At 61.4% G+C, this 14491-nt stretch carries 13 protein-coding genes and 1 pseudogene; 8 read left to right on the top strand and 6 right to left on the bottom strand.

Going from position 1 to position 14491, the window contains the following annotated elements; all coding sequences use genetic code 11:
• From NKH89_RS19330 to minE, 8 genes are all read left to right on the top strand, one after another.
• Positions 1-1107: a glycosyltransferase gene (locus tag NKH89_RS19330; RefSeq protein ID WP_352494488.1), complete on the top strand. Its 1107-nt coding sequence runs from the start codon at positions 1-3 to the stop codon at positions 1105-1107.
• 258 nt (positions 1108-1365) lie between these two features.
• On the top strand, positions 1366-2364 hold the full coding sequence (locus NKH89_RS19325; protein ID WP_352484067.1) for a LacI family DNA-binding transcriptional regulator: 999 nt from the start codon (positions 1366-1368) through the stop codon (positions 2362-2364).
• Positions 2361-3878, top strand: a complete 1518-nt coding sequence (locus NKH89_RS19320; protein WP_352909574.1) for a sugar ABC transporter ATP-binding protein — start codon at positions 2361-2363, stop codon at positions 3876-3878. The genes NKH89_RS19325 and NKH89_RS19320 overlap by 4 nt, the downstream gene beginning before the upstream one ends.
• Positions 3878-4930 carry an ABC transporter permease gene (locus tag NKH89_RS19315; protein ID WP_352484056.1) on the top strand — a complete coding sequence of 351 codons (1053 nt, stop codon included), beginning with the start codon at positions 3878-3880 and terminating at the stop codon, positions 4928-4930. Before NKH89_RS19320 ends, NKH89_RS19315 begins: the two co-directional genes overlap by 1 nt.
• Before the next feature lie 107 nt (positions 4931-5037).
• Positions 5038-6039: a substrate-binding domain-containing protein gene (locus tag NKH89_RS19310; protein WP_031194494.1), complete on the top strand. Its 1002-nt coding sequence runs from the start codon at positions 5038-5040 to the stop codon at positions 6037-6039.
• A gap of 233 nt (positions 6040-6272) precedes the next feature.
• Positions 6273-6992 (top strand): septum site-determining protein MinC, encoded by a 720-nt coding sequence (gene minC / locus NKH89_RS19305; protein ID WP_031194495.1) that lies wholly within the window; start codon positions 6273-6275, stop codon positions 6990-6992.
• Positions 6993-7011: 19 nt separating this feature from the next.
• Positions 7012-7827, top strand: coding sequence for a septum site-determining protein MinD (gene minD / locus NKH89_RS19300; protein ID WP_023720708.1), 816 nt, complete (start codon positions 7012-7014; stop codon positions 7825-7827).
• Positions 7824-8096: a cell division topological specificity factor MinE gene (gene minE / locus NKH89_RS19295; protein WP_023720709.1), complete on the top strand. Its 273-nt coding sequence runs from the start codon at positions 7824-7826 to the stop codon at positions 8094-8096. Before minD ends, minE begins: the two co-directional genes overlap by 4 nt.
• A gap of 181 nt (positions 8097-8277) precedes the next feature.
• Here the strand turns inward: minE and NKH89_RS19290 are convergent, their stop codons facing one another.
• The 6 genes and pseudogenes from NKH89_RS19290 to NKH89_RS19265 form a co-directional block, all read right to left on the bottom strand.
• On the bottom strand, positions 8278-9597 hold the full coding sequence (locus NKH89_RS19290) for an ABC transporter substrate-binding protein (protein WP_352909572.1): 1320 nt from the start codon (positions 9595-9597) through the stop codon (positions 8278-8280).
• 95 nt (positions 9598-9692) lie between these two features.
• Positions 9693-10541, bottom strand: coding sequence for a carbohydrate ABC transporter permease (locus tag NKH89_RS19285; RefSeq protein ID WP_352909571.1), 849 nt, complete (start codon positions 10539-10541; stop codon positions 9693-9695).
• On the bottom strand, positions 10538-11455 hold the full coding sequence (locus NKH89_RS19280; RefSeq protein WP_051409714.1) for a carbohydrate ABC transporter permease: 918 nt from the start codon (positions 11453-11455) through the stop codon (positions 10538-10540). The genes NKH89_RS19285 and NKH89_RS19280 overlap by 4 nt, the downstream gene beginning before the upstream one ends.
• Positions 11456-11474: 19 nt before the next feature.
• Complete coding sequence (locus NKH89_RS19275) at positions 11475-12566, bottom strand: ABC transporter ATP-binding protein (RefSeq protein ID WP_352484060.1); 1092 nt, start codon at positions 12564-12566, stop codon at positions 11475-11477.
• A gap of 50 nt (positions 12567-12616) precedes the next feature.
• Positions 12617-14128 (bottom strand): arabinosylfuranosidase ArfA, encoded by a 1512-nt coding sequence (gene arfA, locus NKH89_RS19270; RefSeq protein WP_352815154.1) that lies wholly within the window; start codon positions 14126-14128, stop codon positions 12617-12619.
• A gap of 184 nt (positions 14129-14312) precedes the next feature.
• Positions 14313-14491, bottom strand: a pseudogene (locus NKH89_RS19265) (transcriptional regulator); the annotation flags it as partial.

Below are 14491 nucleotides of genomic sequence, written 5' to 3'. Positions count from 1 at the left end.
ATGGCGAAGCGCATCGTTTTCCACATCGCCAGCCTGCGAGGCGGCGGCGCCGAGCGTGTCTTCGTCCTGATGGCAAATGAAATGGCGTCGCGTGGCCACGAGGTCACGCTTTTTACCTGGAACGCGCAAGGGCCTAACGCGGCGCTGCGCTCCGCCGCCGTGCATCTGGTCGACTTCGGCCTTCTCTTGCGCGGCGAGGGTTACGCCAAGTCGGCGACGCTAAAAGGCATCGTGCGAAGCGCAAATTTGTTCCGCCGCCTTGATCCTGATGCGGTCTATAGTGCCCCGGAATTCGCCAATCTGGTCATGGCGCTGTCACTCATGTTGGCCAGAAGCCGCGCAAAATTCTTTCCAAGCTTCCACGCCGCCGCCTCGCTGCCTGCGAGCGGCCTCGGCGCGAGGCTGGCGATCTGGCTTTCCGCGCTGGTTGCAGCGCGCGCGACCAAAGCCATCGCCGTTTCGGCGGGTGTCGGCCGTGACATCATCGCCCGCGGCTTCCCCGAATCCAAGGTCGTGGTCATCAGCAACCCGCTGCCGCCGGCTGAAGCACCGCAGGGGACTTCCTATGCCTGGCAGGCAAAATTGGCAGCGATGGGATATGGCCCGGTCATCGCCACCGCCGGGCGCCTGGTGCCGGTCAAGGACCACCGGACTTTGCTGCGGGCCTTCGCTGCCCTGCGCGCCGGCCGCCCTGCCCGGCTTGTCATCTTCGGCGAAGGTCCGCTGGCTGCCGAATTGCACGCCTATGCCGAAGAGACCGGCATAGGCGGGGAAGTGCTCTTTGCCGGCTACGTCAACGATCCGGCAGCCTGTTATGCCGCAGCCGATCTGTTCGTCCTTACATCCACCAGCGAAGGCTTTGGCAACGTGTTGGTCGAGGCCATGGCTGCCGGTGTCCCGGTAATCTCCACCGATGCTCCGCATGGCCCGCGCGAGATACTCGGTGACGGCCGTTTCGGCACCTTGGTGCCGGTCGGTGACGCCGCAGCCCTGGCGAAGGCGATGGCCGAGATGCTGGACCACCCCACCCCTGCTGCCGTCCTGAAAAGCCGGGCGGCGGATTTCGCAGTCGACAAGATTGGCGATCGGTACGAAGCCTTGCTCTAGTTGTCGCGCCCGGCCAACAGATCGCGGTGGCATCCAGCCGCAGCTGATGGCCGGCACGGAAGTCCTGGCTGATTTCGGCGCAAGCAAGTCACATCAAGCCAGAAAACCGGTTGCGCAAACGTTTCGATGGCGCTAGCTTTCGGAAAGTCACAACGGCCGCCCAGGCGGATTCACAGATTGTGAGACTGGGAAACGCAAGATTCGAGGAGGAGCGTGCGTGCGCTTGCCCGTCACCACGTCGAGCGCGACAGCTCCGCGATGACGACGATCGTCGAGGTCGCTCGCAGGGCAGGCGTGTCGGTGTCGACCGTTTCACACGTCGTCAATCAAACCCGCTATGTCTCCCCGGCCACTGCCAGATCGGTGAGCGAGGCGATCGCTGCTCTCGGCTATATGCCCAACAGTGTCGCACGCTCGCTAAAGCTGGCCTCGACGAGCAGTGTCGGCCTGGCGATTTCGGCGATCTCAAACCCCTATTTCAGCGACATCATCTGCGCCGTCGAGACCGAGTGCGCGCGCCTTGGCCTCATGGTGTTCCTGTCGGATACGCAGGACGATCCCGACAAGGAACTGGCTGTCGTCCAGGCACTGCACCAGCGACGCGTCGACGGGATCATCCTGGCGCCCTCTGCCGCGCCGCAAGCTGCATTGCGATATCTCTCGGAACGGTCCCTGCCCTGCGTCTTGATCGACCGACTACCTGACGATCGCTTTGATCAGGTCGGTGTCGAGAATTTCGAGGCCATCCGCGCGCTGATCGACCACGTCGTGTCCTTCGGACATCGCCGCATCGGTTTTGTTGCCGGACAGCGGGGATTTGCCACCACGCTGGAGCGCATGAACGGATTTCGCGCGGCACTGGAGGCCAACGGCCTGGAGTTTGTGCCGGACTACGTCGTGACGGGAAACGCGACCACCGCCAGTGCGAGCACCGCCGCCCATGCGCTGTTGTCGCTGCTGGTGCCTCCGACTGCCCTGGTGACCGGCAACAATCTGTCGACGATAGGCGTGATGCGCGCGGTCCGTGAGCGAGGGCTCGCTGTCCCCAGGGACATATCGGTGGTCGGCTTCGACGATTTCGAATGGGCCGATTACTTCGAGCCGCGACTGACGCTGGTCGAACAGCCCTGCGAGGATTTGGGCCGGCAGGCAGCCGCGTTGCTGATTGAGCGGATTGGACTTCCAGATGGCCAACGACGCACGGTTCGCCTTGAGCCAACGCTGCGCCTGCGCGCATCCTGCGGAAGACCGGCATGACTTCGCCGCTTCTGACCATGAATGGCGTCGTTAAACGTTTCGGTGGCGTTCACGCTTTGCGCGGCGTCGATTTCGAACTGCGCGTGGGCGAGATCCATGCCCTGCTGGGCGAGAACGGCGCTGGCAAGTCGACATTGATGAACATCCTGTCCGGTGTGCACGCCCCTGACGAAGGAACGATCACGATCGATGGCGCACCGGTGCATTTTGCCAATCCGCGCGAAGCGCAGGCCGCCGGCATCGCCACGATCTTCCAGGAACTCGATCTCGTGCCTGGCCTCGATGTCGCGGCCAATCTTTTCCTCGGTCGCGAGTTGGTGAAGCCCGGCGGTTTTCTCGATGTCGCAAGGATGCGCGAAGAAGCCCGCACCCGGCTGACCGCCATCGAGTTGGACATCGATGTCGAACGGCCCGTCGGCGAACTGTCGATCGGGCATCGTCAGGTCGTGGCGATCGTCAAGGCACTGTCCTATGCATCGCGTGTCCTGATCATGGACGAGCCGACGGCGGCCCTGACGGTCAGCGAGGTGGACAGGCTCTTCACCATCATGCGCAAGCTCAGTGCCACCGGCGTGGGCATCATCTACATCTCGCATCGGCTTGAGGAGGTTCCCCAAGTTGCGGACCGGGTAACGGTGATGCGCGATGGCCGCGTGGCCGGGACGACAGCCCCGGACGCACCACAGGCCGAACTGGTCAGCCTTCTCGTCGGCCGGCCTCTGGAGGACCTTTACCCGAAACGCACACGCACCGCAGGTCGCCGGCTCCTTCATCTCAAGGACGCCCGTTTCCATCCCGCTCGAGCCAGCGCCGGCTGGCAGGTTCCCCAAAACGTTTCGCTCGACGTGCATGAGGGCGAAATTGTCGGGCTGGCGGGCGTCATGGGTGCCGGCCGTACCGAGTTGCTCAGCGCGCTCTATGGCACCGGCCTGGCAGGCCGTTGGGCCGGCACCGTCGAGGTCGACGATCGCCCGGTGCGCCTCGAGTCCATCAGAGCTGCGCGCAGGGCCGGCGTCGCCTTCGTCACCGACGACAGGCGAGGAAGCGGACTGATGCTGCGTACGACGGTCGGCCGCAACCTGGTCATGTCGGTGCTGCGACGAATCTCACCGCGCGGCTTCATGTCGATTGCACGCGAAGCAGCCGCTGTGGCGCGCTCGTTCGGCCAATTCGACATACGACCGCGCAATGCGGCCATCCCGGTCGGCGCGCTGTCGGGCGGCAACCAGCAGAAGGTGGTGCTCGCCAAGGAGATCCTCGGCAATCCGCGGCTGCTGTTGCTGGATGAACCGACGCGTGGCGTCGACGTCGGCGCCAAGGCGGAAATCTATGCCAGGCTTCGCGATCTGGCATCGCAAGGCCTCGGCATACTCGTCGCCTCGAGCGAAATGCCTGAGCTGATTGGCCTATGCGATCGCATCGTGGTTCTTCGGGAGGGCCGCAACGTGGCGGAATTCGAGCGCGGCGTCGATGAACACACGGTGCTTGCCGCCGCAACCGGAAAGGCCTCCTGATGTCCGACACCAGCACGGCGGATACCGAACTGCCGAGCGGCAAGACAGCTCAGAAGCGGCGCGATCCGCTTGCACTCATCGTCCGCTTCCAGAGCCTGATCGGCTTGGTGGTCGTCGTGATCGGCGGCATCATCTTCTCGCCGCGCCGGCACGGACAGATACTGTTCATCGCCCCGGACAACATCGCCAACATCGTACGCGCCGTGTCCGAGACCGGCATCATCGCGATCGGCATGACTTTCGTCATCATCACTGCGGGGATCGACCTCTCGGTTGGCGCTTTGCTTGGCCTGGCCAGTGTCGTCACGGCTACGATGATGATCAATGGCGGTGTTGGCCTCGTGCCGACGATTCTTGCCGTGCTTCTTGCCGGCGTGGTCTTCGGTGCCGTTCAGGGCTCGATCTCGACGCGCTTCCGCCTTGAGCCCTTCATCGTCACCCTCGCGGGCCTTCAGGCCGCGCGCGGTCTGGCCCTGGTCGTCTCGGGCAACGAGTACATCAACATCTCCTATGGCGACGGACCCGGGCTTGCCCCTCCGGTATTTGCCATTCTGGGCGAGCGCTTGTTCAACAATGTGGTGCCGGTGGCAACCATCGTCTTCATCGCTTTTGCGGCGATCGCCACAGTGGTTCTCAACACGACCCGCTTTGGCCGCTATGTCTTTGCCGTCGGCGGCAATGAGCGGGCGGCGCGCCTCTCGGGCGTTCCGGTGTCCGCCGTCAAGATCACCGTCTATGCGATCACCGGCTTCGCGGCCGCTCTCGCCGGCATCGTCCATGCAGGGCAGTTCAACTTCGGCAGTGCCAATGACGGCGCCGGGTACGAACTTACCGCCATCGCCGCGGTCGTCATCGGCGGTACCAGCCTGTTCGGTGGAGCCGGATCGATGGTCGGCACGGTCGCCGGCACGATCATGCTCGGCGCGCTCGCCAACGTCCTGCAACTCAACAACATCACACCCGCCCTGCAATTGCTCGCGACAGCCGCGATCATCATCCTGGCGGCGGTTCTTCAGTCCCTCGTCCGTCGCCGCGAAGGTCTGGTCCGTTAAGTGGGCGACATTGGAAGACCCCTGAACGCCAGCTTACCCGGCGTCGGGAGAGTGAAGCTCAGCAAACCAACAGTCGAGCCAAGGGCATCGACAGGAAGGAAACAACCATGGTTATCAGGAGCACACGCAATAGCAGACAAAGGGCCTGGCAAACGTGTCTGCTTGCCGGGACCTTTCTCGCAGCCGCCGGAGGGGCTCAAGCTGCGGAACCATTGGTCAAGGCTTGCTCCAAGACCGGCGAATTCGTAATCGGCTTTTCTCAGGCCAACAATGCCGAGCCGTATCGCCAGCACGTCAATGACGAACTCACCGCCGCCGCCAAGGCAGTGTCCCAGTTCACCTTGCAGATCGCCGATGGCGCCGGCAGCGTGAACACCCAGACCTCACAGGTCGACAATTTCATCACCCAGAAGGTCGACCTGCTGCTGATATCGCCCTTCGAAGCATCGCCGCTGACGCCGGCGGTGAAGCGGGCCATGGAGGCCGGCATCCCCGTCATCGAGCTCGACCGCAAGACGGTTGGCGATCCGGGCAAGGACTACACGGCTTTTATTGGCGGCGACAATTACAAGATCGCCTTCGAAGCCGGCAAATACACCGCCACGAAACTGCTTCCTGACGGCGGTGAAGTTGCCGTTCTGGAAGGGCTGCCCAGTTCGACCCCTGCCGTGGAACGGCTCAACGGCTTCAAGGACGGCGTCAAGGAGAACGACAAGATCAAGGTCGTCGCTGAGCAGGCGGCGGACTGGCTGCCGGACAAGGCACAGACGGCGTTCGCAGCCATGCTGCAGGCCAATCCCGATATCAAGATGGTCTACGCCAGCAACGACATGATGGCCGCCGGAGCGCGCCTTGCCGCCAAGGGCGCCGGCAAGGAAGGGCAGATCAAGATCATCGGCACCGACGGATTGCCAGGTCCTGCCGGCGGCATCCGGGCCGTTGCCGAAGGCGAATGGGCTGCAACCTTCACTTATCCGACGGGCGCCAAGGAGGCGATCGATATGGCAAAGTCGGTTCTTCTCGATTGCGCCACATCCGTCGAGCCGACGGTCACAGTTGCAACGACGGCGATCACGCCGGAAAACGCCAAGCAGATGATGGGTAACTGACAAAAGTGCCATGGCGATTGCGGTGCGGAGGTCGAATGGCACCTCCGCACCGTCGCAACGCCTCATTTCCGCCCATCGGCCGGTCTTCGGCAACGGCGAGGGTCTCCAGGGTCCAATCAGATCGACCGTCGGTGCGCTCCGAAACAGCAAGAATGGAAGCCTCGGAAGGCCGCCATTAACTGTTCGTTAACCATGCCGGGCTAGCCTTAACCAATCAGTAAGGAGTCGCCTCTGTGACCTGCGTCGCTCCCATCCAAAACAAGTCCATACGCTTTCGAGCGCGCTCGTTTGTAGCCTTCACCCTCACCCCTGAGGCCCCGTTGGGGGAATGGCTGCAAAGCCTGGATCACTGGACCGAAAACTCTCCCGGCTTCTTTGCCGGTCGCCCGGTCGTGCTCGACCTGAATATGCTCAAGCCCGAGGCGGGCGAGATCGAAGATCTGGTCTCACAGCTCGCGGAGCGCGGGATTCGCATCTACGCGATCGAGGCGGACGGCAATGTTGGTCTCGATGCTGATCTGCCGCCGCTCCTCGTTGGCGCCAAGGAGGCCACCGCTGACGCGCTTTACGTGCAGCCGGACCCAAAAGCCGCCGCTGAGGCCAAGACGGAAGAGCCGGAGGCGCCGAACTCATTGATGATCAAGGCACCGATCCGCTCCGGCCAGTCGATCTTTCACCCCGATGGCGATGTGGTCATTGTCGGCTCCGTCAGTTCCGGTTCCGAAATCATCGCCGGGGGGTCGATCCACGTCTACGGCACGCTGCGTGGGCGTGCGTTCGCCGGCGCCACGGGAAATTCTGCGGCTCGTATCTTTTGCCGGAAAAATGAAGCCGAACTTCTGGCGGTAGACGGCTGGTACCGCACCGCCGAGGAGATGGACGCCTCCTCGCGAGGAAGGCCGGTACAGGCCTTTCTCGAGGACGGCGCACTTTGCGTCGCACCGCTCAACTAACAACATTGGAGGCACAAATATGGGCAAGGTAGTGGTTGTCACATCCGGCAAAGGGGGTGTCGGCAAGACGACCTCGACGGCCGCTCTCGGCGCGGCGGTCGCGAAAACCGGCAAGCGGGTGGCCCTCGTCGACTTCGATGTCGGCCTGCGCAATCTCGATCTGATCATGGGCGCCGAGCGGCGCGTGGTTTTCGATATCGTCAACGTCATTCAGGGAACTGCCAAGCTTTCGCAGGCGCTGATCCGTGACAAGCGGCTCGACACGCTGTTCCTGCTGCCGGCCTCGCAAACGCGCGACAAGGATGCCCTCACCGAGGAAGGCGTCGCCGATGTCATCGACAAGCTGCGATCGGTTTTCGACTACGTCTTCTGCGACAGCCCCGCCGGCATAGAGCGCGGCGCGCAACTTGCCATGCGCTTTGCCGACGAGGCGGTAATCGTGACCAACCCGGAAGTGAGCTCGGTCCGCGATTCCGATCGCATTATCGGCCTGCTCGACTCCAGGACGATGAAAGCCGAGCAAGGTGAATCGATTGCCAAACACGTCCTCGTCACGCGCTATGACGCTGCCCGCGCTGCCCGCGGCGAGATGCTCAGCATTGATGACGTTCTCGAGATCCTGTCCACGCCTCTGCTGGGAATAATTCCCGAGAGCCAGGACGTGCTGCGCGCATCCAATGTGGGCGCGCCGGTTACGCTCAGCGAAAACACCAACCCCGCCGCACGCGCCTATATCGACGCGGCAAGAAGACTCGAGGGCGAGGACCTGCCGGTCGTTCTGCCTTTCGAGCGGAGGGGCCTCCTCGACCGGCTGTTGGGAAGGAGGGCAGCATGAACCTGCTCGATATCTTCAAGCGCCGCGGCAGCGCGCCCGTGGCGCGCGAGCGCTTGCAACTGCTGTTGGCTTACGAGCGTCGAAGCCGCAACCAGCCCGATCTCGTCTCCGTGTTGCGCGAGGAGATCATGGCGGTGATCGCCCGGCATGTTCAGGTCGACCAGGATTTCCTGCAGGTGAGCATGGATCACGGCGAAACGACGTCGAGATTGGAGATCGACATCCAGATCCCCAACAAGATCGCAATGCCCATGGCCGCGGCGTTCTAGCGGAATCCTCCAGTCAGGGCTCGCGTCGGCTGCTGCCGAGGTTGCGGCGCCGTGATTGGCGTGTTCGACCCGGTCGCCACGGGCAAGTCACGCAATAACCACTGCAACCACCGCCTCACCAAAACCCCGCGGCCGTTTCCAGCCGCGGGGGCGCCTTGGGAGGGCCTTTCGAAACCCGTGGTCAAATGTTGGCGAGCAATTCGTTGACGCGGCTTTCCATGTCGGCAAGGGCGGTGTCGACGTCCTTCTGGCCACTGATTGCTGCACTCATCTCTTCGCCGATAATGTCCTGGATCGCAAACTGGCGCTGTACGGCCGACGGCAGCGGCTTGCCGAGGTCGGCGACCGCAGAGATCGTGTTGCGATGCGGCAGGACCTTGAAGGCGTCCGAGGTGATGACGGCCTTGTAGGCGGGCAGGTGACCGGTGCGCGACCACTCAAAGTCGTTGTCGGCGAAGAACTTCAGGAATTTGCCGATGGCCGCGATCTGTTCGGGCGTGCGGTCTTTCTGCGACACGGCCCAGGTGTGGCCGTCGGCATATTGCGCGTGGGTGCCGCCAAACAGCTGCGGATACGGATAAACCGCATAGCCGCCCTTGTTGAGCGCCGTACCCTTGGTTTCGGACTGGGCGTTGTAATCGCCGACCACCCAGGTGCCGTTGAGGTGGACGCCACCCTCGCCGGCAAGGAAGGCATTGATCGAGCCGCCATAATCGAGGTCCTTGGTGGTGTAGCCCTTCTCGAAGATCGCCTTGTACATCTCGACGACCTTCTTGGCTTCCGGCGTATTCAACTTCACATGCTTCGGATCGGCAAAGAAATCGGAATCCTGCTGGAAAAGATAAGTGTAGAGATTGCGTGTGTAGAGCGCAGTCTCATTGGTCAGGTTCTGGACGAAATAAGGCTTGCCCGTCTTCTGCTTGAACTGTTCGGACTGGGCGAGCAGTTCCTCGGGCGACTTTGGAAAAATCGGCGTGCCGTCGGCACTGACGAGGCCGGCTTGTTTGAAAAGATCCATGTTGACATGATAGAGCATCGTCCAGCTGTCGATCGGCAGGCCATAGATCTTGCTGTCTTTGGTGGCGCCATTGCGCGCCGCGTCGGTGAAGGCGTCGGGTGTCACGCCGACTGACTTCAAGAGATCGTCGAGCGGCATCAACAGGCCCTTCGACTGATAATCCGACAGTACGGATTCATGGATCGTGACGATGTCCGGAGCGTCGCCTGAAGCGAACTGCGCGGTCAGCTGATCGTAGCCGGGCCATTCCACGGTGGTGACGTTGACGTGGACATCGGGATTGTCGGCGTTGAACTTGTTGATCAGCGAGGTGATGATTCCGCATTCGCCAACGGCTTTGGTGGGATCGGTGTTGGTGCCGAAATCGGCATCGCAGGCGCCGAAAAAGCGCTGCACGCTCAGTTCCGTGGCCGCGAAGCTTGGATTTGCGAGCATCATTGCGCCCGCAGAGACTGCGGCAAACAGCATTTTCTTCAGTTTCATATCAGTTCCTCCTACTGAGTTTCCGCCGCTCCACCCTGGATTGGCCTTCGTGCTTCAATCGCTGCGCATTCCCCCCGGCCGTCAGGCAATCTTCGTTATCTCACCGCAGCGCCGGAGACCGCCGTGACGATGTATTTCTGGAAAAACAGGTAGACGATCAGGATCGGTGCACCGGCAAACACCGCCTGCGCCATCAGGAAGCCGATGCCTTCGGACTGGGCGAAGTTGGTCTGCGTCGAGGCCATGCCGACCGTCAGCGTGAACATGTCCTTCCTCGTTGCCGAAATCAGCGGCCAGAAATAATCGTTCCACGCGCCGAGAAAGGTAAAGATGCCGAGCGTTGCCTGCGCAGGCAGCGTGAGCGGCAGAAGCACCTTCCAGAAAATCCTGAGCCGGCTGGCGTTATCGAGCATGGCGGCTTCGTCCAACTCCTTCGGGATGGCTTTGAAATACTGGGTCATCAGGAAGACGCCGAACGGAGCCGAAAGGCCCGGCAGAATGAGCCCTTGATAGGTGTTGTGGAACTTCAGCATGCTGAAGATCTGGTGACGGGCGACGAGCACGGCCTGCTCCGGGACCGCCAGGCCGAACAGCACGATCACGAACAGCACGTCTCGGCCGGGGAAATTCAGCCGTGCAAAGCCGTAGCCGGCGAGCGACGACAGGATCAAGGTGCCGAGCGTCAATCCGCCCGAGACGATGATGCTGTTGCGCACCCAGATGAACACCGACGAGGTGCCGACGGTGTTGATGTAGTTCTTCAGCGTATAGGGCGCGTGAAACACCGAATTCGGATCTGCCATCAGCTCCGCATTGTCCTTGAGTGACAGGCCGATGACCCACAGAACCGGCGCGATCATGACGATCGAAAGCAGGAGGACCAGGGCCAATAACAAATGGTCGCCAAATGCCCGTCCCTTGATGGAAGCGGCTGCAGCGCTCATGCCTGGTCTCCCCTGCTGCGTGTCACCAGGTACTGGGCCATGGCCGCGATCAGGATGAGGATGAACAGGATTTCCGATGCAGCGGCGCCCAGGCCGAGATCCCAGCGGCGGAATGCGGTGTCGTAGATGTAGAGCACGATCGGCTTGGTCAGGTTGTTCGGACCGCCCCGCGTCATCAGCCAAGCCTGGCCGAACAGCTGGAATTGCAGCACGATCTGGATAATGATCACCAGGATGAAGGTCCGCTTGATCGACGGCAGCGTGATCGAGCGTAGCGTCTGCCAGCGATTGGCATTGTCCAGCGCCGCCGCCTCGTAGATATCCTGCGGAATCTGCTGGAGCGCCGAGAGAAAGAGCATCATCGGCAGGCCGATGCACCACCAGATGGTGGCAATGGCGATGCCGACCATCGCCAGGTTGGGATCGGAAATGAAAGCCGGCGCGGTCGCGCCGAACCATCCGTAGATCGTCGACAACAGGCCGACATTCGGAATGAAGACGATGCGCCAGATCAGCGTGACGATGGTGACCGACAGCACCGACGAGGAAAAGAACAGCGTGCGCAAAACCGCAGCAGTGCGCGTCCGGCGATTGAGGCAAAGCGCCAGGAAAAGACCGATCAGCGCCAGCGTCGGCACCGTCAGCAGCACGAAGTAGAAGGTGTTCCAGATCGATTGCAGGAAGACCTTGTCGTGATACAGCCTGACGTAATTGCCGAAACCGACAAAATTTCCGGACGAGAACGTGTCGGCCTTGTGGAAACTCAGCCACATCCCCCAGAGCAGCGGGAAGAGCAGCAGCGTCGTGAAGAAGAACAAGAATGGCGCAACGAAAATGAAGTTTCGCCATTGCGGCGCATAGATGTCGGCGGTCGGCGTTCTGGCGCCGACAGCAAGCGTCGCGGTCGGGGACATCGCCAGCCGGTCAACCATCTCAGGCCTCCCTCGCATGCCAGGCGCGGCCGGTCTCATTGAACAGATGCGATTTCTGGCCGTCGAAGGCGAGCCCGATCCTGTCGCCGACGGCGACGCGACTGTTGCCGGCATCGGAACCGACTATCTGCTGGCCATCGCCCAGCCGCGCGTAGATCAGGGTGCGTTCGCCGAGCCGCTCGAGCACATCGACCACGCCATCGGCATTGCCCTGTCCGGCGGCAACGATACGGACGTCTTCCGAACGGATGCCGAAAGTGTACTTGCCATCGGTCAATTGGCTGGAGGCGATCTCGGTCTGCACCGAGATGCCGTCCGCAAACCTGGCCGTGGCGTTCTCGCCGGATTTGTTGAGCGTCGCATGAACGAAGTTCATCGCCGGCGCACCGACGAACCCTGCGACGAATTTGGTCGCCGGACGCTCGTAGATCTCCATCGGAGTGCCGATCTGATCGATCTTGCGATTGTTCATGACGACGATGCGGTCGGCGAGCGTCATTGCCTCGACCTGGTCGTGGGTGACGAAGATCATCGTCGACTGCAGGCGCTGATGAAGCTGGGCAAGTTCGATGCGGGTGCGGGTGCGCAACGCCGCATCGAGATTGGAGAGCGGCTCGTCGAACAGGAACGCCTTCGGCTCCTTGACGATCGCACGGCCGATGGCGACGCGCTGGCGCTGACCGCCGGAGAGCTGGCCCGGCTTGCGATCGAGCAAATGCGGCATTTCGAGGATGCGGGCGGCTTCGTTGATGCGCGCCTCGATGACCTTGCCTGGAACGCCGATATTCGCAAGCCCGAAGGCCATGTTGGCGCGCACCGTCATATGCGGATAAAGCGCATAGGACTGGAACACCATGGCAATGCCGCGCTTGCCCGGCGGCAGATGATCGATGCGCTCATTGTTGATGGCAATCTCGCCGCTATCGACAGCTTCGAGACCGGCAATCATTCGAAGAAGCGTCGATTTTCCGCAACCGGACGGCCCCAGGAACACGATGAATTCGCGTGCCCTTATGGAGAGCGACAGATGATCCAGCACCGTCATGGCACCGAACTGCTTGCTCACGTTTCTGATCTCGATATCGGCCGTCACGTCGACGCTCCTCCTCAGCGCTTGCGCTTGTCTCGATGATCCGCCTGAACTCAGAGCCTCAGGCGAATGACCTGGTAGGAATAGGCCGGCAGCGACAGGCTCAGCTTGCCGCCGGCGAGTGAGGCGCCCTCACCCTTCCTTGGGCCGACATTGCCTGGGTTCTCGGCCGAATTGACGGCTTTCAGATCGGCGTGCGCCACGACCCGGTGATCGACGATTTCCGCTTCGCCGAAGCCGGTGAGGTCGACCACTGTTTCGATTGCCTCGCTCGAATGGCGGTTGACGGCGAAGAAGGTGACGTGGCCGGTCTTCGTGTCGTGCACGCCGGCAATGTCGACGTAGGCGACGTCGCCCGCAACGGTGGATTTATAGGTCGGGCTTTCCACCTTGAGATCCAGCGCATTGCCGCGGCCGTAGTTAGAAGCAAACAGATAGGGATAAAAAATCGTCTGCCGCCATGCCGGGCCATTCGGAACGGTCATGATCGGCGCGATGACGTTGACCAGTTGTGCCAGGCAGGCGATCTTGACGACATCGGAACGGCGGATGAAGGTGTTGAGGATCAGGCCGACCTGCAGCACATCCTCGAAATTATAGATGTCTTCGAGCAACGGCGGGGCGAATGGCCAGCCGTCGCTGCCGCCGAGGATTTTCTTGTCCTGCTCCTTGGAATGGTACCAGACGTTCCATTCGTCGAACGAGATGTAGACCTGCTTGTTGGAGCGCTTCTTGGCCTTGATATAGTCGATGACGCCGGCGACCGAGACAATGTAGTCGTCGAGCTTTTCGCTCATGGCGAGATAGTTCGAAGCGTCGTTGGCTTCGTTGTCGAAATACATGTGCAGCGAGATGTAGTCGACCTCGTTGTAGGTATGGTCGAGAACCGTCGCTTCCCATTCAGGGTAGGTCGGCATCTTGGCATTCGAAGAGCCGCAGACCACCAACTCGAGCGACTTGGAGAAGGCGCGCATTGCCTTGGCCGTCTCATGCGCTAAGCGGCCATACTCGTCCGCGGTCTTGTGGCCGATCTGCCAGGGGCCGTCCATTTCATTGCCGAGGCACCAGAGCTTGACGTCGAAGGGCTCCTTGCGGCCATTGGCGATGCGCTTGTCGCTCCATTTACTGCCGCCGGGATGGTTGGCGTACTCCAGAAGGTTGCGGGCTTCGTCAAGGCCGCGCGAGCCGAGATTGACGGCAAGCATCATCTCGGTGTTGGCGGAGGTGCACCAATCGGCAAATTCGTGCAGGCCGACTTCGTTGCTTTCCGACGTATGCCAGGCGAGGTCGAGCCGCACCGGGCGCTCTTCCTTGGGGCCGATGCCGTCTTCCCAATTGTAGGCGGAGACGAAATTGCCGCCGGGATAGCGGACGATCGGAACATTAAGTTCTCTGACGAGATCGATGACGTCCTGACGCATGCCATTGGCATCCGCCGTCGGATGGCCTGGCTCGTAGATGCCGGTATAAACTGCCCGCCCGAGATGCTCGATGAAGGATCCGTAGAGCCTCGGATCGATTTCCGAGACAACATAATGCGGATGTGCCGTAACGGCTGCCTTCATGCATTCCTCCCATCGATATCACAAACGATGATTTAAATCATCTTGCCCGATATCAAAGAGGAATTGGCAGCTCTTCGTCAAGCCAAAATAGCCACAAGTAGGACAATTAGACGAAGGTTTTGGCTCAGCAGAAAGCCAGTTCATTGAAATTGCTGCGTTATCTTCAGAACCCGGTTTCATGATATCAACCAGTTTTGATCCGGAGCAGGATGTCCTGATCGTAATTTCCAAAGCCCTTGCCGAAAATGTTGATCCCGCCGGGGCGCTTGGCGTCGTCCTTGACGCCGATACGGACGCGGATTGAATGATGGCTCTTCAGATCGAGTGCGGCGAGGCCGGTTTCGGAAATCCTGAGGCCGTCGA

It is taken from the genome of Mesorhizobium sp. M0923, from assembly GCF_040319365.1.
In the GTDB taxonomy this organism is placed as follows: Bacteria; Pseudomonadota; Alphaproteobacteria; order Rhizobiales; family Rhizobiaceae; genus Mesorhizobium.
Note: the sequence above shows the minus strand (reverse complement) of the source record. Positions and strands in the feature narration are given on the sequence as shown.